We start from the raw sequence: 18,710 nt of genomic DNA on the forward strand, positions 1-18,710 counted from the left end.
GGGGGCGGGCCGCAAGGCACCGCCCCCGGTCTTTATCAGGACCTGAAATCCATGGCATTTGTAGCGCAAATCAAGATTCCGGCCACCTACATGCGTGGCGGCACCAGCAAGGGGGTGTTCTTCAACCTGCAGGACTTGCCCGAGGCGGCGCAGCTGCCCGGCGCGGCCCGCGATGCCTTGCTGCTGCGGGTGATCGGCAGTCCCGATCCCTACGACAAGCAGATCGACGGCATGGGCGGCGCCACCTCCAGCACCAGCAAGACGGTGATCCTGTCCAAGAGCATCAAGCCCGACCATGACGTCGACTACTTGTTCGGCCAGGTCGCCATCGACAAGCCCTTCGTCGACTGGAGCGGCAACTGCGGCAACCTGTCGGCGGCGGTGGGCTCCTTCGCCATCAGCAGCGGCCTGGTGGACCCGGCGCGCATTCCCCACAACGGGGTGGCGGTGGTGCGCATCTGGCAGGCCAACATCGGCAAGACCATCATCGCCCATGTGCCGATCACCGACGGCGCGGTCCAGGAGACCGGCGACTTCGAGCTGGACGGCGTGACCTTCCCGGCGGCGGAAGTGCAGTTGGAGTTCCTCGACCCGGCGGCCGAGGAGGAGGGCGGCGGTGGTTCGATGTTCCCCACCGGCAACCTGGTGGACGACCTGGAAGTGCCGGGTATCGGCACCCTCAAGGCGACCCTGATCAATGCCGGGATCCCCACCATCTTCGTCAATGCGGCGGACATCGGTTATCGCGGCACCGAACTGCAGGGCGTGATCAACGGCGATCCCAAGGCCCTGGCGATGTTCGAGACCATTCGTGCCCACGGCGCCTTGCGCATGGGCCTGATCAAGCACCTGGACGAGGCCGCGCAGCGCCAGCACACGCCGAAGGTGGCCTTCGTCGCCGCACCGGCGGACTACCAGGCCTCCAGCGGCAAGGCGGTCAAGGCGGCGGATGTCGACCTGCTGGTGCGCGCCATGTCCATGGGCAAGCTGCACCACGCGATGATGGGCACCGCGGCGGTGGCCATCGGCACGGCGGCGGCGATCCCCGGGACCCTGGTCAACCTCGCGGCCGGTGGCGGCGAGCGTAGCGCCGTGCGTTTCGGCCATCCTTCGGGCACCTTGCGCGTAGGCGCCGAGGCCACCCTCGAGGGCGGTGAGTGGAGCGTGGTCAAGGCGATCATGAGCCGCAGCGCGCGGGTGCTGATGGAAGGCTGGGTGAGAGTGCCCGGCGACACCTTCTAAGGACCGGCGGTGGCGAGGGAGCCGGCTCCCTCGCCACCGATGCCGTTATCGAATCATTGAGCAGACGCAGACCTGCGATGCCGTTATTGACCTGAACCTGCAGCCTGAGGAATCAACCTACCCATAACCCCGTCATTGGAGTGCACGCTCCATGAGCGCCAACGTTGATCTGAACAACCGTCCCAATTACGACCCGGTTTTGCAGGACATCGCCGATTATGTCCTGGAGTATCGCGTCGACTCCCCCCTAGCCCTCGATACCGCCCGCCATTGCCTGATGGATACCCTGGGCTGCGGCCTGCTGGCATTGCGTTTTCCTGAATGCACCAAGCACCTGGGGCCGCTCGTCGAAGGCACCGTGGTGCCCCATGGCGCCCGCGTGCCGGGTACCAGCTATCGGCTGGACCCGGTGAAGGCCGCCTGGGATATCGGCTGCATCGTGCGCTGGCTCGATTACAACGACACCTGGCTGGCGGCGGAGTGGGGGCACCCGTCGGACAACCTCGGCGGCATCCTGGCCGTGGCCGATCATCTTTCGCAGAAACGCGTCGCCAACGGCGAGGCGCCGCTGAGCATGGGCGATGTGCTGCAGGCGATGGTCATGGCCCATGAGATCCAGGGAGTGCTGGCCCTGGACAACTCCTTCAACCGCGTCGGGCTCGATCATGTGCTGCTGGTAAAGGTGGCCTCCACGGCCGTTTGCGCCCGCTTGATGGGGGCCAATCGCGAGCAGCTGTTGGCCGCGCTGTCCCATGCCTTCGTCGATGGCCAGGCGCTGCGTACCTATCGCCACGCGCCCAATGCCGGGTCGCGCAAGTCCTGGGCGGCGGGGGATGCCTCGAGCCGCGGGGTGCGCCTGGCGGATATGGCCCTGCGCGGCGAAATGGGCATTCCCGGGGTGCTCAGCGCACCGCAGTGGGGCTTCTACGATGTGCTGTTCAGCCATACCAACAAGGACCTGGCGCTCAAGCCCGAGGGCCAGCGGCGCTTCAGCCTGCCCCAGGGGTACGCCAGCTATGTGATGGAAAACATCCTGTTCAAGATCAGCTTTCCGGCCGAGTTCCACGCGCAAACCGCCTGCGAGGCGGCGGTGGCCCTGCATCCCCAGGTGCGCGATCGGCTACAGGAGATCGAGCGAATCGTCATCACCACCCATGAATCGGCAATCCGCATCATTTCCAAGGTCGGGCCGTTGGCCAATGCCGCCGATCGCGACCATTGCCTGCAGTACATGACCGCCGTGCCCCTGGCGTTCGGCACCCTGGTGGCCGAGCACTACGAGGATGATTTCCACGCGGCCCATCCGATCATCGACCAGTTGCGCGACAAGATGCAGATCGTCGAGGACCCACGCTATACCCGGGAGTACCTGGAGGCCGACAAGCGCTCGATCGCCAACGCGGTGCAGGTGTTCTTCGCCGATGGCAGTTGCACCGAGCAGGTGGCGGTGGAGTACCCCATCGGTCACCGTCGCCGCCGGGCCGAGGGCATCCCGCTGCTGGAGGACAAGTTCAAGGCCAACCTGGCCACGCGCTTCAGCGCCCAGCGCTCGGCGCAGATCTTCGATCTGTGCAGCGACCCGGCACGGTTGTCGGCCATGCCGGTGCATCGCTTCGTCGATTGGTTGGTGATCTGAGGCGGGGGAGGCAGCGCCTGGAGCGTTGCCTGTCCGGGATCGCAGGGCCTTAAAGGCCCCTGGTAACAGGAGGGAATGTCAGATTGTAGGAGCGAGGCTTACTTGAAGCGGCGCTCAACGCCTTTTTCCACCAGGATCTTGGCCGAGATTTCCTCGACAGAGAAATGCGTGGAGTTGATATGGGGGATGTTCTCGCGGCGCAATAAGTTTTCTACTTCCCGCACTTCGAATTCGCACTGGGCGAAGCTGGAGTAGCGGCTGTTGGGCTTGCGCTCGTTGCGGATCGCGGTAAGGCGGTCGGGGTCGATGGTCAGGCCGAACAGCTTGTGCTTGTGGGCGCGCAGGGCGTTGGGCAGTTGCAGGCGCTCCATGTCTTCTTCGGTGAGCGGGTAGTTGGCCGCGCGGATGCCGAATTGCATAGCCATGTACAGGCAGGTCGGGGTCTTGCCGCAGCGTGACACGCCTACCAGGATCAGGTCGGCCTTGTCGTAGTAGTGGGTCCGTGCGCCGTCGTCGTTGTCCAGGGCGAAGTTCACCGCCTCGATCCGCTCCATGTAATTGGAGTTATGGCCGATGGAGTGGGACTTGCCCACGGAGTACGACGAGTGCTCGCTCAGCTCCTGCTCCAGGGGAGAGAGGAAGGTGGAGAAAATGTCGATCATGAAACCGTTGGAGGTCGCGAGGATCTCACGAATGTCCTGGTTGACGATGGTGTCGAAAATGATCGGTCGATAGCCGTCTTTTTCGGCGGCTATATTGATTTGCTGTACCATGGCCCGCGCTTTTTCCATGCTGTCGATGTACGGCCGCGTGAATTTGCTGAACGTAATGTTCTCGAACTGCGCCAAAAGGCTCTGGCCGAGGGTTTCCGCTGTGATACCGGTACCGTCAGAGATGAAGAAAGCAGATCGTTTCATTTGCGGCTTGGGCCTTAAGCTAGTGACGATTCTTGGATATGATAGGCGCGATTTGTCGGCCGGGAATGGCCCGCATTCTCACTTATTTTCCAAGTCCAGGCCATATAGCGGGCAAACGCTCCCTGGAGCAGCCGGCTTCTGAGCTTTTCCAACACAGTTAGTGGAGAGATCACCTTGGTAGAGTACGTAGTTTCCCTCGATAAGCTCGGCAAACACGATGTTGAGCATGTGGGGGGCAAGAACGCATCCCTGGGCGAGATGATCAGTAACCTCGCGGGTGCCGGCGTCTCGGTCCCGGGTGGCTTCGCCACGACCGCCCAGGCCTATCGGGATTTCCTGGAACTGAGCGGTCTGAACGACCAGATCCATGCCGCGCTCGACGCGCTGGATGTCGATGACGTGAATGCCCTGGCCAAGACCGGTGCCCAGATCCGCCAGTGGATCATGGAAGCCGAGTTCCCCGAGCGCCTCAATACCGAGATCCGTACGGCTTTTGCCGCGCTATCGGCCGGCAACCCGGACATGGCCGTGGCCGTGCGCTCCTCGGCTACCGCCGAAGACCTGCCGGATGCCTCCTTCGCCGGCCAGCAGGAAACCTTCCTCAATATCCGTGGCGTGGACAACGTGATCCGTGCCGCCAAGGAAGTGTTCGCCTCGTTGTTCAACGACCGCGCCATTTCCTATCGTGTTCACCAGGGCTTCGACCACAAGCTGGTGGCCCTGTCCGCTGGCGTACAGCGCATGGTCCGCTCCGAAACCGGTACCGCTGGGGTGATGTTCACCCTCGATACCGAATCGGGTTTCCGTGACGTGGTGTTCATCACTGGTGCCTACGGCCTGGGCGAAACCGTGGTTCAGGGCGCCGTCAACCCTGACGAGTTCTACGTCCACAAGAACACCCTGGCCGCCGGCCGCCCTGCGATCTTGCGTCGCAACCTGGGCAGCAAGGCGATCAAGATGATCTACGGCGACGAAGCCAAGGCTGGGCGCTCGGTGAAGACCGTGGACGTGGACAAGGCCGATCGCGCACGTTTCTGCCTGACCGACGCCGAGGTCAGCGAGCTGGCCAAGCAGGCGATGATCATCGAGAAGCACTACCAGTGCCCGATGGACATCGAGTGGGCCAAGGACGGTGACGACGGCAAGCTGTACATCGTGCAGGCCCGTCCGGAAACCGTGAAGAGCCGCACCCAGGCCAACGTGATGGAACGTTACCTGCTCAAGGAAAAGGGCACCGTCCTGGTGGAAGGCCGTGCCATCGGCCAGCGCATCGGCGCCGGCAAGGTTCGGATCATCAAGGACGTGTCGGAGATGGACAAGGTCCAGGCCGGCGACGTGTTGGTCTCCGACATGACCGACCCGGATTGGGAACCGGTGATGAAGCGCGCCAGCGCCATCGTCACCAACCGTGGTGGTCGTACCTGCCACGCGGCGATCATCGCCCGTGAACTGGGCATTCCCGCAGTCGTCGGGTGCGGTAACGCCACCGAGCTGCTCAAGGATGGACAGGGCGTGACCGTGTCCTGCGCCGAGGGCGACACCGGCTTCATCTTCGAGGGCGAGCTGGGCTTTGACGTCAAGCAGAACTCCGTGGACGCCATGCCGGACCTGCCGTTCAAGATCATGATGAACGTCGGCAACCCGGATCGCGCCTTCGATTTCGCCCAGCTGCCGAACGCCGGTGTGGGCCTGGCCCGCCTGGAGTTCATCATCAACCGCATGATCGGCGTGCACCCCAAGGCGCTGCTGAACTACGCGGGCCTGCCACAAGAGATCAAGGACAGCGTCGACAAGCGTGTCGCCGGCTACCACGATCCGGTGGACTTCTACGTCGACAAGCTGGTCGAGGGCATCAGCACCCTGGCAGCGGCATTCACCCCGAAGAAGGTCATCGTGCGCCTGTCGGACTTCAAGTCCAACGAGTACGCCAACCTGATCGGCGGCAAGCTCTACGAGCCGGAAGAAGAAAACCCGATGCTGGGCTTTCGCGGGGCTTCGCGCTACATCAGCGAATCCTTCCGCGATTGCTTCGAACTCGAGTGCCGTGCCCTCAAGCGCGTGCGCAACGAGATGGGCCTGACCAACGTCGAGATCATGGTGCCGTTCGTGCGTACCCTTGGCGAAGCTAGCCAGGTGGTCGATCTGCTTGCAGAAAATGGTCTGAAGCGCGGCGAGAACGGCCTGCGCGTGATCATGATGTGCGAGCTGCCATCCAACGCGATCCTGGCCGAGGAGTTCCTGGAGTACTTCGATGGTTTCTCCATCGGCTCCAACGACCTGACCCAGCTGACCCTGGGCCTGGACCGTGACTCCGGCATCATTGCCCACCTGTTCGACGAGCGTAATCCTGCGGTCAAGAAGCTGCTGGCCAATGCCATTGCCGCTTGCAACAAGGCTGGCAAGTACATCGGTATCTGCGGGCAGGGGCCTTCCGACCATCCTGACCTGGCCAAGTGGTTGATGGAGCAGGGGATCGAGAGCGTCTCGCTGAACCCGGACTCGGTACTGGAGACCTGGTTCTTCCTGGCCGAGGGCCAGGGCGCCGCGTAATCGGTGAGTGCAGGGTCGGTCCGTCGCGAGGCGGCCGACCCTCGTAGATTCAAACAGGGCGCGCTTCTTCCGAATGCCGCCCTTTTTTGTGCAAGAAGAATATGCAAAGCAGCAGCAACCTATTTCCTGTCGCCTTGACCAGTGCCGAACGTCGAGGCGATCTCAGCGAAGATGTCTATCGCTTGAAACCTGGCAACAGCCCCGATCCTTCGGTGGAGTTGGCTGTCACCCGCTTGGGGATGGCCGACGAGCCTCAAGTCCGGGGCGTGCCCGTGATCCTGCTACATGGCAGCTTTTCCAACCGGCGCTTCTGGTATTCACCCAAGGGTATTGGCTTGGGGGCCTATCTGGCACGAGCCGGCTTTGACGTGTGGATTCCGGAAATGCGTGGCCACGGCCTGTCCCGGCGTAATGCCGGGTACCGCCAGAACCGCGTGGCCGACTACGCGCGCTACGATCTGCCGGCGATTGCCGCCTTCGTTCGCGAGCAAAGCGGGCAGATCCCTCATTGGATCGGCCACTCTCTGGGGGGCACCACTTTGGCGGCGGCGCTGGGTGGACAATACCTGGGGGAGGCGGGCGTGGCCTCCGCGGCGTTTTTCGGTACCCAGGTCAGCCGAATCTATTGGCCTTTGAAGATTCCTCTCGTGGAGTGGGGCGGACGCCTACTTATCAAGCGTTTCGCCCAGTTGTCCGGTTCACGGCTCAAGCGTGGTCCAGAAGACGAGCCTATTGGCCTGGCGCTGGAAAGCATGCGCTGGCACGGATTGTTTGGTCGCTTTGGCGATGCCGACAAGGATTGGTGGGCCGGCCTCACTGAGGTTGCGGTGCCGGCTCTGGCGGTCAGTGCGGCGGGAGACCACCAGGACCCGACCTGGGCGTGCCGCAAGTTGTTCGAACAATTGGCAAGCCCGCACAAACAGTTTGTGTGCCTGGGGCGAGAGCAGGGTTTCAGTGGCAATTTCGGGCATGTCGAGATGCTGGTGAGCAAGCCGGCCCAGGCCGAAGTCTGGCCATTGGTCGCACGCTGGCTCAAGGACCAGCAGTCGCCGTTACTGGCTTGTGCCACCGAGCAACTGGCTACGGTTTGAAGCCAGGGCTCTGACAAGGGCATTTCGTTGCATGTTGCTTGCGGCTAAGATATGACGCGCTGCGCTATTTCGGTCACATTCGGTGATGGGCTCGACTTTCCGTTCTGTCGACAGAACTGAGAAAATACTGGCCGCGTCGATGGGGCAGGTCAGGCATGCAGGCTGGACATGTAGTGTCTGGGCCCGTATCTCCTAGGCTGTCCCAGGAATCAGTGACACCGTCGATCGTGTTCTTACTGTTACAGGAGCTTCTCGATGAATCATTACCTTACTCCCGACCTGTGCGATGCCTACCCGGACCTGGTGCAAGTCGTCGAGCCCATGTTCAGCAACTTTGGTGGTCGCGACTCCTTTGGTGGTGAAATCGTCACCATCAAGTGCTTTGAGGACAACTCGCTGGTCAAGGAGCAGGTGGATCTCAAGGGGCATGGCAAGGTACTGGTGGTCGATGGGGGCGGTTCGCTACGGCGTGCCCTGCTGGGCGACATGCTGGCCGAAAAGGCTGCGAAGAACGGCTGGGAAGGCCTGGTGATCTATGGCTGCATCCGTGATGTAGATGCCATTGCCCAGACTGACCTGGGGGTGCAGGCCCTGGCCAGCCATCCGATGAAAACCGACAAGCGTGGCATTGGCGACCTCAATGTCGCGGTGACTTTTGCCGGAGTCACTTTCCGCCCGGGCGAGTATGTCTATGCCGATAACAACGGCGTGATCGTTTCGCCCAGCCCGCTGAAAATGCCTGAATGAGCCAATGGCCTGACAAGGGATGAGGATGTTCGAGGAAGAAAACGCGCAATGGGGGCTAGTGCATGCCCTGGTGCTGGATGGTGAAGGCGGTGCGCGCTCGATTGCCCGGACAGAGCTCGACGAATTGCAGCTGCAGGCCCATGAAAGCCTGTGGCTGCATTGGGATCGCAGTCATCCGCAGACCCAGACCTGGCTGCGCCGCTCCAGTGGCTTGAGCGAGTTCAGCTGTGACCTGCTGCTGGAGGAAAATACCCGTCCACGCCTCTTGGCCCTGCCTGATTCGGAGCTGTTGCTGTTTCTACGGGGCATCAACCTCAATCCCGGGGCCGAGCCTGAGGACATGGTCTCGGTGCGGATCTTCGCCAGTGCCCAGCGGGTGATCTCCTTGCGTTTGCGACCCTTGCGCGCGACCGATGAGCTATTGGTGCAGCTGGCCGAAGGCAAGGGGCCGAAAAATGCCGCTGAACTGCTGCTCTACATGGCCGAGTACCTGACGGACAAAGTGCAGAATCTGGTCAGCGACCTCTCTGAAGTGGTCGATGATGAAGAAGAAAAACTGGATGCCGACGAACGGTATACCCCCGAGCACGGCAGCATTTTGCAGATCCGTCGGCGGGCTGCCGGGCTCAAGCGCTTCCTGGCTCCGCAGCGGGATATTTTCGCTCAACTGAGCCGCATCAAGTTGCTCTGGTTCGCCGCCGATGATGGGGACTACTGGAACGAGTTGCACAACAGCCTGACCCGCTACCTGGAAGAGCTGGAACTGGCCAGAGAGCGCGTGGGGCTTGTGCTGGAGGCCGAAGACCGGCGTCTGAGCGTGCGCATGAATCGCACCATGTATCGCTTCGGAATCATCACGGGGATCTTCCTTCCCATGAGCTTTCTTACTGGCCTTCTGGGAATCAACGTCGGCGGTATTCCATTTTCCGCAAGCCCCTATGGCTTCATCATCGCCTGCCTGTTGTTGGTAGCGGTAGCGCTGGGACAATGGTGGTTATTCCGACGTTTGCGCTGGGTATAACGATGCGCCATGTGACCCGAATAAATCTGATCGCGTCTTTTTCAGACATCACCAGAGGTGCGTATGCACGATCCGTTTGAACAGTCGTTGCGTGACATGCTCAAAGCCTCGCCATCAAGCCGCGATGACGATGCCTGCCTGGGCCGCGTATTGAAAACCGCCAACCGCCAGGTTGGGGCAGGGGATCTGTTCAGCTTGCTGGGCCGTTGGCTGCCGGCGCTGATGATCGCCTTGAATAACGGATCGGCCCATGTCGCGCCGGTTTCCCGTCTTAAACCTACTGCTCGCACTGCTGATAAGGCTGATTGAATATGGAACTTGATCTCTGGACGCAGAGCCTCGTCACAGCGATGACCGCCTTGTGGACCAAGGTGGCGAACTTCATTCCGAACCTGTTCGGTGCGTTGGTAGTGTTGTTGCTGGGTTTCGTGGTGGCCAAGCTGCTCGATACCCTGTTGTCCAAATTGCTGGCCAAGCTGGGCCTGGATCGCTTGATGGGCGGTACCGGCTTGACCAAGTTGCTGTCTCGCGCGGGCCTGCAAGTACCTATTTCGACCCTGATCGGCAAGATCGTCTATTGGTTCGTCTTGCTGATTTTTCTGGTTTCTGCTGCTGAATCCCTTGGCCTTGAGCGAGTTTCGGCTACGCTCGACATGCTTGCGTTGTATTTGCCAAAGGTTTTCGGTGCTGCGCTGGTGCTGTTGGTGGGAGTCTTGTTGGCGCAGTTGGCCAACGGGCTGGTGCGCGGAGCGGCTGAAGGCGTGGGTTTGGAGTACGCCGCTGGCGTGGGGCGGATCGCTCAGGGGCTGGTGATCATCATCAGTATTTCCGTGGCGATCAGCCAGCTGGAGGTCAAGACAGACCTGCTCAACCACGTGATCGTGATCGTTTTGATTACCGTTGGTCTGGCCGTTGCGCTGGCGATGGGGTTGGGAAGTCGGGAAATTGCAGGACAGATTCTTGCGGGAATCTATGTGCGTGAGTTGTACCAGGTTGGGCAACAAGTGCGAGTTGGAGAGGTCGAAGGGCAGATCGAAGAGATTGGCACGGTGAAAACTACATTGCTGACCGAGGAGGGTGAGCTAGTCTCTCTCTCCAATCGGATCCTGCTGGAGCAGCATGTAAGTAGCCGCTAACCCGGCACCCTGCTAATGTATGTCGCCGCAAAAATGCCCATCACCGGGCTGTGGCGGACATTGACCTGACTGTCGGCACGACTCGTTTTGAATAAAACCCAACCGCTATCCACGCGCTATGACCCCCGTGAGCTCTCTGATGAGGAGTTGGTTGCGCGTTCACATACGGAGCTGTTCCACGTAACACGCGCCTATGAAGAGTTGATGCGACGCTATCAGCGAACCCTATTTAATGTTTGTGCGCGTTATCTGGGGAACGATCGGGACGCAGATGATGTCTGTCAGGAAGTGATGTTGAAGGTGCTGTATGGCCTTAAGAACTTTGAGGGTAAATCGAAGTTCAAAACGTGGCTGTACAGCATCACGTATAACGAGTGCATCACGCAGTATCGCAAGGAGCGGCGCAAGCGTCGGTTGATGGACGCTTTAAGTCTTGACCCCCTCGAGGAGGCCTCTGAAGAGAAGGCCCCGAAACCTGAGGAAAAGGGCGGGCTTGACCGCTGGTTGGTGCATGTGAACCCGATTGATCGGGAAATTCTGGTGCTACGTTTTGTCGCAGAGCTGGAATTTCAGGAGATCGCGGACATCATGCACATGGGGTTGAGTGCTACAAAAATGCGTTACAAACGTGCTCTTGATAAATTGCGTGAGAAATTTGCAGGCATTGCTGAAACTTAGTTCGGCGCAAATATCTCTTACGTCTAGGTGAGTTCTGATAGACTTACCGCCGAGTTGTCCCCCGGTATGTGGGACTGCTTTACAATCACCAGATGGGGATTTAACGGATGAAACTGAAAAACACCTTGGGCATTGCCATTGGTTCTATTGTTGCCGTGACTTCGTTCGGCGTTCTGGCGCAAGGCCAAGGCGCGGTCGAAGGTGAACTCTTCTACCAGAAGAAGTACAACGACAGCGTCAAGCACGTCGAAGATGGTTACAACCCAGGCGCATCGATCGGTTACTTTCTGACCGACGACCTGTCGTTGAACCTGACCTACGACAAGACTAACCACACCCGTTCCAACGACGGCACTGGTAAGCAAAAAATCGAAGGCGACAACTTCGGCCTGAACGCTCAGTACCACTTTGGTACTGTGGGTGACGCTCTGCGTCCATACGTTTCCGGCGGTGTTGCTCACAAGAGCATGACCAACGTGATCGCCGACGGTCACAGCGGCCGCGACAAGTCGACCTTCCTGACCGCAGGTGCTGGCGTTAAGTACTACTTCACCGACAACCTGTTCGCCCGTGCTGGCGTTGAAGCTGACTACAAGCTGGATAACGGCAAGTGGGACTACGCTCCGACCATCGGCCTGGGTGTGAACTTCGGCGGTAGCGGTGGCAAGGTTGCTCCAGCTCCAGTAGCTCCGGCTCCTGCTCCAGAACCAGCTCCAGAAGCTCCGGTTGCTGAAGTTGTTCGTGTTGAGCTGGACGTGAAGTTCGACTTCGACAAGTCTGTTGTTAAGCCTAACAGCTACGCTGACATCAAGAACCTCGCTGACTTCATGAAGCAGTACCCACAAACCACCACCGTTGTTGAAGGTCACACTGACTCCGTCGGTCCTGACGCTTACAACCAGAAACTGTCCGAGCGTCGTGCAAACGCCGTTAAGCAAGTTCTGGTTAACCAGTACGGCGTTGGCGCTAACCGCGTTCAATCCGTTGGTTACGGTGAGTCCCGCCCAGTTGCCGACAACGCAACTGAAGCTGGCCGCGCTGTAAACCGTCGCGTAGAAGCCTCGGTAGAAGCTCAAGCTAAGTAATTAGCCCTGTAGCTTGGAAAAACCCGGCCTAGGCCGGGTTTTTCTTTGCCTGGATTTTTTACCCCAGGGGTTCAGGCCTGGAGCAGGCAGGCGGCGCTAGCGCCAGCAGTTGCCGCTACTGCGCCGATTACCAGGATCGCCGGGCTCTTGAGCCCGAATTGCAGGGCATCCTGTTGCATGTTCCCCAGTACGCTGCGGCATTCCCGCTGCTCTGGCAACGAGGCATTCTCGATCATCGCCACCGGTGTCCGGTCCGGCATGCCAGCGGCGCGCAACTGTTCGCCGATCTCTGTCAGTTTCGCCACTCCCATATAGATCACCAGGGTCGTTCCGCCCTGGGCCAGTGCCTGCCAGTCCAGTGGGCTGTCATCCTGGGTATGGGCGGTGAGTAACGTCACGCCGCGGGCCACGCCGCGCAAGGTCAGGGAGATATCGCAACTGGTGGCACCGGCCAGGCCGGCGGTGATGCCGTTCACCAGTTCCACCTCGATACCGTGCTCCCGGAGCCACTGGGCCTCTTCGCCACCGCGTCCGAAGATGCATGGGTCGCCACCCTTGAGGCGAACCACGCAACGCCCCTGTCGGGCGTAGCGCAGCATCAGGCGATGGATGAAGGCCTGGGGCGTGGAGCGACAGCCGCCACGCTTGCCCACCGCAATCACTCGCGCTCCGGGACAGTGCTGCAATACGGCACTGTTGACCAGGTCATCGATCAGTACCACATCGGCCTCGCCCAAGGCGCGTACCGCCTTGAGCGTCAGCAGCTCCGGATCGCCAGGGCCTGCGCCGACCAGCCAGACTTTTGCACTCATGGGAATTCCTCTCACACAGGGATGGCCAAAGGTTGCGCTGCAGTGGCCAGGAGACGCTTGATCTCCGGTACGCAGGAGCCACATTGGCTGCCGCAACCCAGTTGTTGTCGCAGTTGCCCCAGATCCAGGCCGGCGGCGATGCCGGCTTGCACGGCGCGATAGCCGACGTTCTTGCAGTTGCACAAGGTGCGGTCTGCAGGCTCGCCCAGGCCGCTGGCTTGCGGTGGAGTACTCAGGGGGGCCAGCAGCCAGCGGCGCAGTTGTTCGTCGGCACGGCCTTCGAGCCAGAGCTGCTGCAACCAATGCCGGGCAAGGGTTTCCCCGGCCAGGCGGATGGCCGTGATCCGCTCTTGCTCGATGCGCACCCGCTTGCCGATGGCCCGGCGTGGGTCGTCATAGGCCAGCACTGGGCCGGCATCCAGCCCCAGGTGCTGGTCGATGGCTGCAAGCAGCTGGGATTCCGGTGCCTGCAGGTGGGCGGCGCGAATCACCAAGGCCGGGCGCTCGCGACCGGTCAGGGCGAGGCTGACATAGGCCAGGGACTCACACAGCGGGCGCAGGGCCTGGAAGCGGGCCTGGACATCGCCTTCGACCAGCGCGAACAGTTGCCACGGCAAGTGCACCGGCTCCAGGCGCACGCCGCTGTGCTTGAGCTCCGGTTGCTTGGACAGCGGGTCGAAGGCCGGTTGGGTGACGGCATTGACCCCACCCTTGAGGAAGCGATCGCCCCAATGCATCGGCAAGAAAGCCTGGCCCGGGCGCACGCTGTCATCGCCGGTCACGGGCACTATCACGCTGCCGCGTCGGCTCTTGAGGCTCACCAGGTCACCGTCTTGCAGGCGCTGGCGGCGCAGGTCATCCGGATGCAGGCTCAGCAGCGCCTCGCCGACATGGCCGAACGCCTGCGCTGCGGTGCCGGTACGGCTCATGCCGTGCCATTGGTCCCGCAGCCGGCCGGTGATCAGGGTCAGGGGAAAGCGCGCCTCGCGTTGTTCCCGGGCCGCCACGTAGGGGTCGCCGACAAAGCGTGCGCGCCCCGTGGGCGTGGGGAATACGCCGTCGCCATACAGACGTGGCGTGCCGTGGTCGGCGCCTTCTGGAAATGGCCACTGCTGCGGGCCAAGCCGGTCGAGCAGTTCGAAGCTAAGGCCGGACAGATCCAGGTCGCGCCCCCGGGTCAGGCCCTTGTATTCATCGAACAGCTGGTGGGCATTCTCGAAGGCGAACAGGCTGGGTAGCCCGGGGCGCAGGCGGCGCTCCAGGCGCTGGGCGAAATCCAGGGTGATCGCCCAATCCGCACGAGCTTCTCCAGGCGGCGGCACCGCTTGGCGCACATGGGAAACCCGGCGCTCGGAGTTGGTCACCGAGCCTTCCTTTTCGCCCCAGCTGGCCGCTGGCAGCAAGAGATCGGCGAAGGCTGCGGTTTCCGTGGTGGCGAAGGCCTCTTGCAGGACCACGAAGGGACACTTGAGCAAAGCCGCGCGTACGCGATTCTGGTCGGGCAGCGATTGGGCCGGGTTAGTGCAGGCGATCCACAGCGCCTTGATTCGCCCGCTGTGCAATTGTTCGAACAGTTCGATGGTGCTCAGCCCGGGTGTCTCCGGCAGGCGCTCCACGCCCCAGTAGCTGGCAACCTCGGCGCGGTCTCCGGGATTGGCGGCTTCCCGGTGGCCTGGCAGCAGGTTGCTCAGGCTGCCGGTTTCCCGGCCACCCATGGCATTGGGCTGGCCGGTGAGGGAGAAGGGCCCGGCGCCGGGCCGGCCAATCTGCCCGGTGGCCAGGTGCAGGTTGATCAGCGCGCTGTTCTTGGCGCTGCCGGCGCTGGACTGGTTCAGGCCCATGCACCACAGCGACAGGAAGCTCGGCGCGGTGCCGATCCATTGGGCGCACTGTTGCAGTTGCTCGATACCGATGCCGCACAGCTGCGCCACCAGGGCCGGGGTGTAGTCGCGCACCAGGGCCTTGAGTTCAGCCAGGCCTTCGGTATGGGCCTGGATGAAGTCCCGGTCGACCCAGTCCTCCCACAACAGCAGATGCAGGATGCCGTGGAACAGCGCGACATCGGTGCCGGGCAGGATCGCCAGGTGCAGGTCGGCCAGGTCGCAGGTGTCGGTGCGCCTGGGGTCGATGACGATGACCTTCATCGCCGGGCGCTGGCTCTTGGCTTGTTCCAGGCGGCGAAACAGCACCGGGTGGGCATAGGCCATGTTGCTGCCGACGATCATCACGCAATCGCTCTGCTCCAGGTCCTCGTAGTTGCACGGTGGCGCATCGGCACCCAGGCTGCGCTTGTAGCCCACCACCGCCGAAGACATGCACAGCCGCGAGTTGCTGTCGATGTTGTGGGTGCCGACCAGGGCCCGGGCCAGCTTGTTGAAGGCGTAGTAGTCCTCGGTCAGCAATTGCCCGGAAAGGTAGAACGCCACGCTGTCCGGGCCGTGCTCGGCGATGGTCCGGGCAAAGACTTCGGCGGCGTGGTCCAGGGCGCTGTCCCAGTCGCAGCGGCTGCGGGCCAGGGTCTTGCCCAGGCGCAACTGCGGGTACAGCGCGCGGGCTGTCGGGTCGCCGGTCAGGTGCAGGCTGGCGCCCTTGCTGCACAGCCGGCCGAAGTTCGCCGGGTGCGCCGGGTCGCCGCTGACCCCGAGGATCTGCCGGCCATCGTGCTCGATCAGCACGCCGCAGCCGACCCCGCAATAGCAACAGGTCGAGGCGGTGCTCTGGCGTTCCATCACCCGGCATCCCGCAGGGCCAGTTGCACCCGGCCGCTGGCGACCCGGGCCGCGTGCTGGTGGGCGCAACCGACATCCGGCGCCTGGGCCAGGCCCGATTGCAGGTCGATCTGCCAGTTGTGCAGCGGACAGGCCACCCGCTTGCCGTGGATCAGGCCCTGGGACAGTGGCCCGCCCTTGTGCGGGCAGCGATCGTCGAGGGCGAACACCTGGTCGTCGCTGGTGCGGAAAATCGCGATATCGCCCCGGGGCCCCTTGATGATGCGCGAGCCCAGGATGTTGATGTCTTCCAGGGCGCAGATATCCAGCCAGTTCATGCCGGCACCTCCAGTTGCTTGAGGGGGATGGTCTCGTACTCTTTTTTCAGCTGCGGCTCGGCCAGGCGTTGCTGCCAGGGGTCCTGCTCGAAGGACAGGGAAAACTGCAGGCGTTCGTTCAGCGCCTGGCGCCGCTGCGGATCTTCCAGCACGGCGCGTTTCACGTGCTCCAGGCCGACCCGCTCCAGGTAGTGCACGGTGCGCTCCAGGTAGAAGGCTTCCTCGCGGTAGAGCTGGAGGAAGGCGCCGTTGTATTCGCGCACCTCATCGGCGGTCTTGAGCTTGACGAAGAACTGCGCCACCTCGGTCTTGATCCCGCCGTTGCCGCCGATATACATCTCCCAGCCGGAGTCGACGCCGATGATGCCCACGTCCTTGATCCCGGCTTCCGAGCAGTTGCGCGGGCAGCCGGAGACGGCCAGCTTGACCTTGTGCGGCGCCCACATGTTGAACAGGTCGTGCTCCAGGTCGATGCCCAGCCGGGTCGAGTCCTGGGTGCCGAAGCGGCAGAATTCGCTGCCGACGCAGGTCTTCACGGTACGGATGGACTTGCCGTAGGCATGGCCGGACGGCATGTCCAGGTCCTTCCACACTCCCGGCAAGTCTTCCTTGCGGATGCCCAGCAGGTCGATGCGCTGGCCGCCGGTGACCTTGACCATGGGCACCTGGTACTTGTCCGCCACGTCGGCGATGCGCCGCAGCTCGGACGGGTTGGTCACGCCGCCCCACATCCTCGGCACCACCGAGTAGGTGCCGTCCTTCTGGATGTTGGCGTGGGCCCGCTCGTTGATCAGGCGCGACTGCGGGTCGTCCTTGGCTTCGCCCGGCCAGGTGGAGATCAGGTAGTAGTTCAGCGCCGGGCGGCAGGTGGCGCAGCCGTCCGGGGTGCGCCAGTCCATGAAGCGCATGGCGCTGCCCAGGGTGATCAGGTGGTGCTCGCGGATCGCCTGGCGCACCTGGCCATGGGTGAGGTCGCTGCAGCCGCAGATGGCCTTCTCGCTCTTGGGCTTGACGTCCGCCGCGCCGCCCACGGTGCTGATCAGGATCTGCTCCACCAGCCCGGCGCAGGAGCCGCAGGAGCTGGCGGCCTTGGTGTGCTTTTTCACCTCGTCGACGCTGAACAGGCCGTTCTCCTGGATGGCCTTGACGATGGTGCCCTTGCATACGCCATTGCAGCCGCAGACTTCGGCGCTGTCGGGCATGTTCGCCGCACTGTTCTGGCCCTGGTGGCCGACATCGCCCACGCTGTTCTCGCCGAACATCAGGTGGTCGCGGATCTCGCCGACGTTGTGGTTCTCGCGGATCTGCCGGAAGTACCAGCCGCCGTCGGCGGTGTCGCCATACAGGCAGGCGCCCACCAGCACGTCGTCCTTGATCACCAGCTTCTTGTACACCCCGCCGATGGGGTCGGCGAGGGTGATGGTCTCGGTGCCTTCGCCGCCCATGAAGTCGCCGGCGGAGAACAAATCGATCCCGGTGACCTTGAGCTTGGTCGATGTGACCGAGCCCTGGTAGCGGGCGAAACCCAGCTGGGCCAGGTGATTGGCGCAGACCTTGGCCTGCTCGAACAGCGGCGCCACCAGACCATAGGCGATGCCGCGATGGCTGGCGCATTCGCCGATGGCATAGATGCGTGGGTCGTAGGTCTGCAGGGTGTCGTTGACCAGGATCCCGCGATTGCAGGGCAGGCCGGCCTGTTCCGCCAGTTCGGTATTGGGCCGGATGCCGGCCGCCATGACTACGAGGTCGGCGGGCAGGATGTCGCCGTTCTTGAACCGTACCGAGCCGACCCGGCCGTTGCCGGCATCGAGCAGCGCCTGGGTTTGCTCGCTCAGGCGGAACTTCAATCCGCGGCCTTCCAGGGCGCCTTGCAGCAGTTGGGCGCTGGTCTGGTCCAGCTGGCGCTCCAGCAGCCATTCCCCCAGGTGCACCACGGTCACTTCCATGCCGCGCAGCTTCAGGCCGTTGGCGGCCTCCAGGCCCAGCAGGCCGCCACCGATCACCACGGCGTGGCGGTGGGTCCTGGCGGTGTCGATCATCACCTGGGTGTCGGCGATGTCCCGGTAGCCGATCACGCCCTGCAGGTCGTTGCCGGGAATCGGCAGAATGAAGGGCGTGGAGCCGGTGGCGATCAGCAGGCGGTCGTATTCGGCCTCGGTGCCGTCGTCGGCGATCACCCGGCGTCGGATACGGTCGATCTGCACCACCTTGCGGTTGAGCAGCAGCTTGATGCCGTGCTCCTGGTACCAGCCAAGGTCGTTGAGGATGATGTCCTCGAACTGCTGCTCGCCGGCCAGCACCGGCGACAGCAAGATACGGTTGTAGTTGGCGTGGGGCTCGGCACCGAAGACGGTGATGTCGTACAGCTCCTCGCTCAGCTTGAGCAGTTCCTCCAGGGTGCGGACCCCGGCCATGCCATTGCCGATCATCACCAGCTTGAGTTTTTTCATGGGCTCCTCCGGGAGCGCAGGCAGGGCTTGGGCCTGGCTCGACAAAATGCGCGCAAACAAAAAAGGCGTCCCGTCAGTGGCCTGACGAGGACGCCTTTGTCCGATCCCGTTCTCTCGGGAAGCCTGCCTTCGTCGTTGAAGGCCGGGCTTTATGTCTGTTGCCAGGAGCAATGCAGCGCCTGTGCCAAGTTACCGAGGCCGCGTATTTGCGTGGTGCCCAGGCAATGTTCCACGCATGGCGGAGACAGTTTGTGCACCGAATTGACGCATCCTGCCCCGTTTCGATACCGGCCATTCCT

15 protein-coding genes are annotated in these 18,710 nt (G+C 62.4%); 10 read left to right on the forward strand and 5 right to left on the reverse strand.

All coding sequences use genetic code 11. The features are described from left to right. The first annotated feature begins 51 nt into the window (after nucleotides 1–51). Both prpF and prpD read left to right on the forward strand, forming a co-directional pair. Nucleotides 52–1,242: a 2-methylaconitate cis-trans isomerase PrpF gene (gene prpF / locus ATY02_RS10990; protein WP_068577292.1), complete on the forward strand. Its 1,191-nt coding sequence runs from the start codon at nucleotides 52–54 to the stop codon at nucleotides 1,240–1,242. A gap of 151 nt (nucleotides 1,243–1,393) precedes the next feature. Continuing rightward, nucleotides 1,394–2,878 carry a 2-methylcitrate dehydratase gene (gene prpD / locus ATY02_RS10995; RefSeq protein ID WP_068577290.1) on the forward strand — a complete coding sequence of 495 codons (1,485 nt, stop codon included), beginning with the start codon at nucleotides 1,394–1,396 and terminating at the stop codon, nucleotides 2,876–2,878. A 98-nt stretch (nucleotides 2,879–2,976) separates the two neighbouring features. Here prpD and ATY02_RS11000 read toward each other — a convergent pair whose 3' ends face one another. Continuing rightward, complete coding sequence (locus ATY02_RS11000; RefSeq protein WP_068577288.1) at nucleotides 2,977–3,795, reverse strand: pyruvate, water dikinase regulatory protein; 819 nt, start codon at nucleotides 3,793–3,795, stop codon at nucleotides 2,977–2,979. 174 nt (nucleotides 3,796–3,969) lie between these two features. Between ATY02_RS11000 and ppsA the strand changes: the two genes are divergently transcribed. The 8 genes from ppsA (at nucleotide 3,970) to ATY02_RS11040 (ending at nucleotide 12,103) form a co-directional block, all read left to right on the forward strand. Then, complete coding sequence (gene ppsA, locus ATY02_RS11005) at nucleotides 3,970–6,345, forward strand: phosphoenolpyruvate synthase (protein ID WP_068577286.1); 2,376 nt, start codon at nucleotides 3,970–3,972, stop codon at nucleotides 6,343–6,345. A gap of 101 nt (nucleotides 6,346–6,446) precedes the next feature. Beyond that, the gene (locus ATY02_RS11010; protein WP_068577283.1) at nucleotides 6,447–7,436 is read left to right on the forward strand and encodes an alpha/beta fold hydrolase; all 990 of its coding nucleotides are present in this window, start codon (nucleotides 6,447–6,449) and stop codon (nucleotides 7,434–7,436) included. Nucleotides 7,437–7,691: 255 nt separating this feature from the next. Beyond that, on the forward strand, nucleotides 7,692–8,183 hold the full coding sequence (rraA, locus tag ATY02_RS11015) for a ribonuclease E activity regulator RraA (protein ID WP_068577280.1): 492 nt from the start codon (nucleotides 7,692–7,694) through the stop codon (nucleotides 8,181–8,183). A 25-nt stretch (nucleotides 8,184–8,208) separates the two neighbouring features. Next, the gene (locus ATY02_RS11020; protein ID WP_068577277.1) at nucleotides 8,209–9,204 is read left to right on the forward strand and encodes a zinc transporter ZntB; all 996 of its coding nucleotides are present in this window, start codon (nucleotides 8,209–8,211) and stop codon (nucleotides 9,202–9,204) included. 63 nt (nucleotides 9,205–9,267) lie between these two features. Next, the gene (locus ATY02_RS11025) at nucleotides 9,268–9,513 is read left to right on the forward strand and encodes a CrfX protein (RefSeq protein ID WP_068577275.1); all 246 of its coding nucleotides are present in this window, start codon (nucleotides 9,268–9,270) and stop codon (nucleotides 9,511–9,513) included. A 2-nt stretch (nucleotides 9,514–9,515) separates the two neighbouring features. Continuing rightward, entirely contained in the window at nucleotides 9,516–10,340 is an 825-nt protein-coding gene (locus ATY02_RS11030; protein WP_068577274.1) for a mechanosensitive ion channel family protein, read from the forward strand. A gap of 87 nt (nucleotides 10,341–10,427) precedes the next feature. Beyond that, nucleotides 10,428–11,018, forward strand: a complete 591-nt coding sequence (gene sigX / locus ATY02_RS11035) for an RNA polymerase sigma factor SigX (RefSeq protein ID WP_068577272.1) — start codon at nucleotides 10,428–10,430, stop codon at nucleotides 11,016–11,018. A 107-nt stretch (nucleotides 11,019–11,125) separates the two neighbouring features. Continuing rightward, complete coding sequence (locus tag ATY02_RS11040) at nucleotides 11,126–12,103, forward strand: OmpA family protein (protein ID WP_068577270.1); 978 nt, start codon at nucleotides 11,126–11,128, stop codon at nucleotides 12,101–12,103. A gap of 71 nt (nucleotides 12,104–12,174) precedes the next feature. Here ATY02_RS11040 and cobA read toward each other — a convergent pair whose 3' ends face one another. Genes cobA through nirB form a run of 4 tightly spaced genes read right to left on the reverse strand, consistent with a single transcriptional unit; the run spans nucleotide 12,175 to nucleotide 18,411 of the window. After that, complete coding sequence (gene cobA / locus ATY02_RS11045) at nucleotides 12,175–12,915, reverse strand: uroporphyrinogen-III C-methyltransferase (protein WP_068577268.1); 741 nt, start codon at nucleotides 12,913–12,915, stop codon at nucleotides 12,175–12,177. Between the two features lie 11 nt (nucleotides 12,916–12,926). Beyond that, nucleotides 12,927–15,644 carry a nitrate reductase gene (locus tag ATY02_RS11050; RefSeq protein ID WP_068577267.1) on the reverse strand — a complete coding sequence of 906 codons (2,718 nt, stop codon included), beginning with the start codon at nucleotides 15,642–15,644 and terminating at the stop codon, nucleotides 12,927–12,929. Further along, a complete protein-coding gene (nirD, locus tag ATY02_RS11055) occupies nucleotides 15,644–15,961 on the reverse strand; it encodes a nitrite reductase small subunit NirD (RefSeq protein WP_068577265.1) in 318 nt (105 codons plus the stop codon). Before nirD ends, ATY02_RS11050 begins: the two co-directional genes overlap by 1 nt. After that, the gene (gene nirB, locus ATY02_RS11060) at nucleotides 15,958–18,411 is read right to left on the reverse strand and encodes a nitrite reductase large subunit NirB (RefSeq protein WP_068577263.1); all 2,454 of its coding nucleotides are present in this window, start codon (nucleotides 18,409–18,411) and stop codon (nucleotides 15,958–15,960) included. The genes nirD and nirB overlap by 4 nt, the downstream gene beginning before the upstream one ends. Nucleotides 18,412–18,710 lie beyond the last annotated feature (299 nt).

The organism is Pseudomonas sp. BIOMIG1BAC, from assembly GCF_001705995.2.
GTDB lineage: Bacteria > Pseudomonadota > Gammaproteobacteria > Pseudomonadales > Pseudomonadaceae > Aquipseudomonas > Aquipseudomonas sessilinigenes.

Excerpts from the sequence above, each read along its gene's own strand:
- prpF (WP_068577292.1), top strand. The coding sequence starts at position 52 with ATGGCATTTGTAGCGCAAATCAAGATTCCGGCCACCTACATGCGTGGC.
- prpD (WP_068577290.1), top strand. The coding sequence starts at position 1,394 with ATGAGCGCCAACGTTGATCTGAACAACCGTCCCAATTACGACCCGGTT.
- ATY02_RS11000 (WP_068577288.1), bottom strand. The coding sequence starts at position 3,795 with ATGAAACGATCTGCTTTCTTCATCTCTGACGGTACCGGTATCACAGCG.
- ATY02_RS11010 (WP_068577283.1), top strand. The coding sequence starts at position 6,447 with ATGCAAAGCAGCAGCAACCTATTTCCTGTCGCCTTGACCAGTGCCGAA.
- rraA (WP_068577280.1), top strand. The coding sequence starts at position 7,692 with ATGAATCATTACCTTACTCCCGACCTGTGCGATGCCTACCCGGACCTG.
- ATY02_RS11020 (WP_068577277.1), top strand. The coding sequence starts at position 8,209 with ATGTTCGAGGAAGAAAACGCGCAATGGGGGCTAGTGCATGCCCTGGTG.
- ATY02_RS11025 (WP_068577275.1), top strand. The coding sequence starts at position 9,268 with ATGCACGATCCGTTTGAACAGTCGTTGCGTGACATGCTCAAAGCCTCG.
- ATY02_RS11030 (WP_068577274.1), top strand. The coding sequence starts at position 9,516 with ATGGAACTTGATCTCTGGACGCAGAGCCTCGTCACAGCGATGACCGCC.
- ATY02_RS11040 (WP_068577270.1), top strand. The coding sequence starts at position 11,126 with ATGAAACTGAAAAACACCTTGGGCATTGCCATTGGTTCTATTGTTGCC.
- cobA (WP_068577268.1), bottom strand. The coding sequence starts at position 12,915 with ATGAGTGCAAAAGTCTGGCTGGTCGGCGCAGGCCCTGGCGATCCGGAG.
- ATY02_RS11050 (WP_068577267.1), bottom strand. The coding sequence starts at position 15,644 with ATGGAACGCCAGAGCACCGCCTCGACCTGTTGCTATTGCGGGGTCGGC.
- nirD (WP_068577265.1), bottom strand. The coding sequence starts at position 15,961 with ATGAACTGGCTGGATATCTGCGCCCTGGAAGACATCAACATCCTGGGC.
- nirB (WP_068577263.1), bottom strand. The coding sequence starts at position 18,411 with ATGAAAAAACTCAAGCTGGTGATGATCGGCAATGGCATGGCCGGGGTC.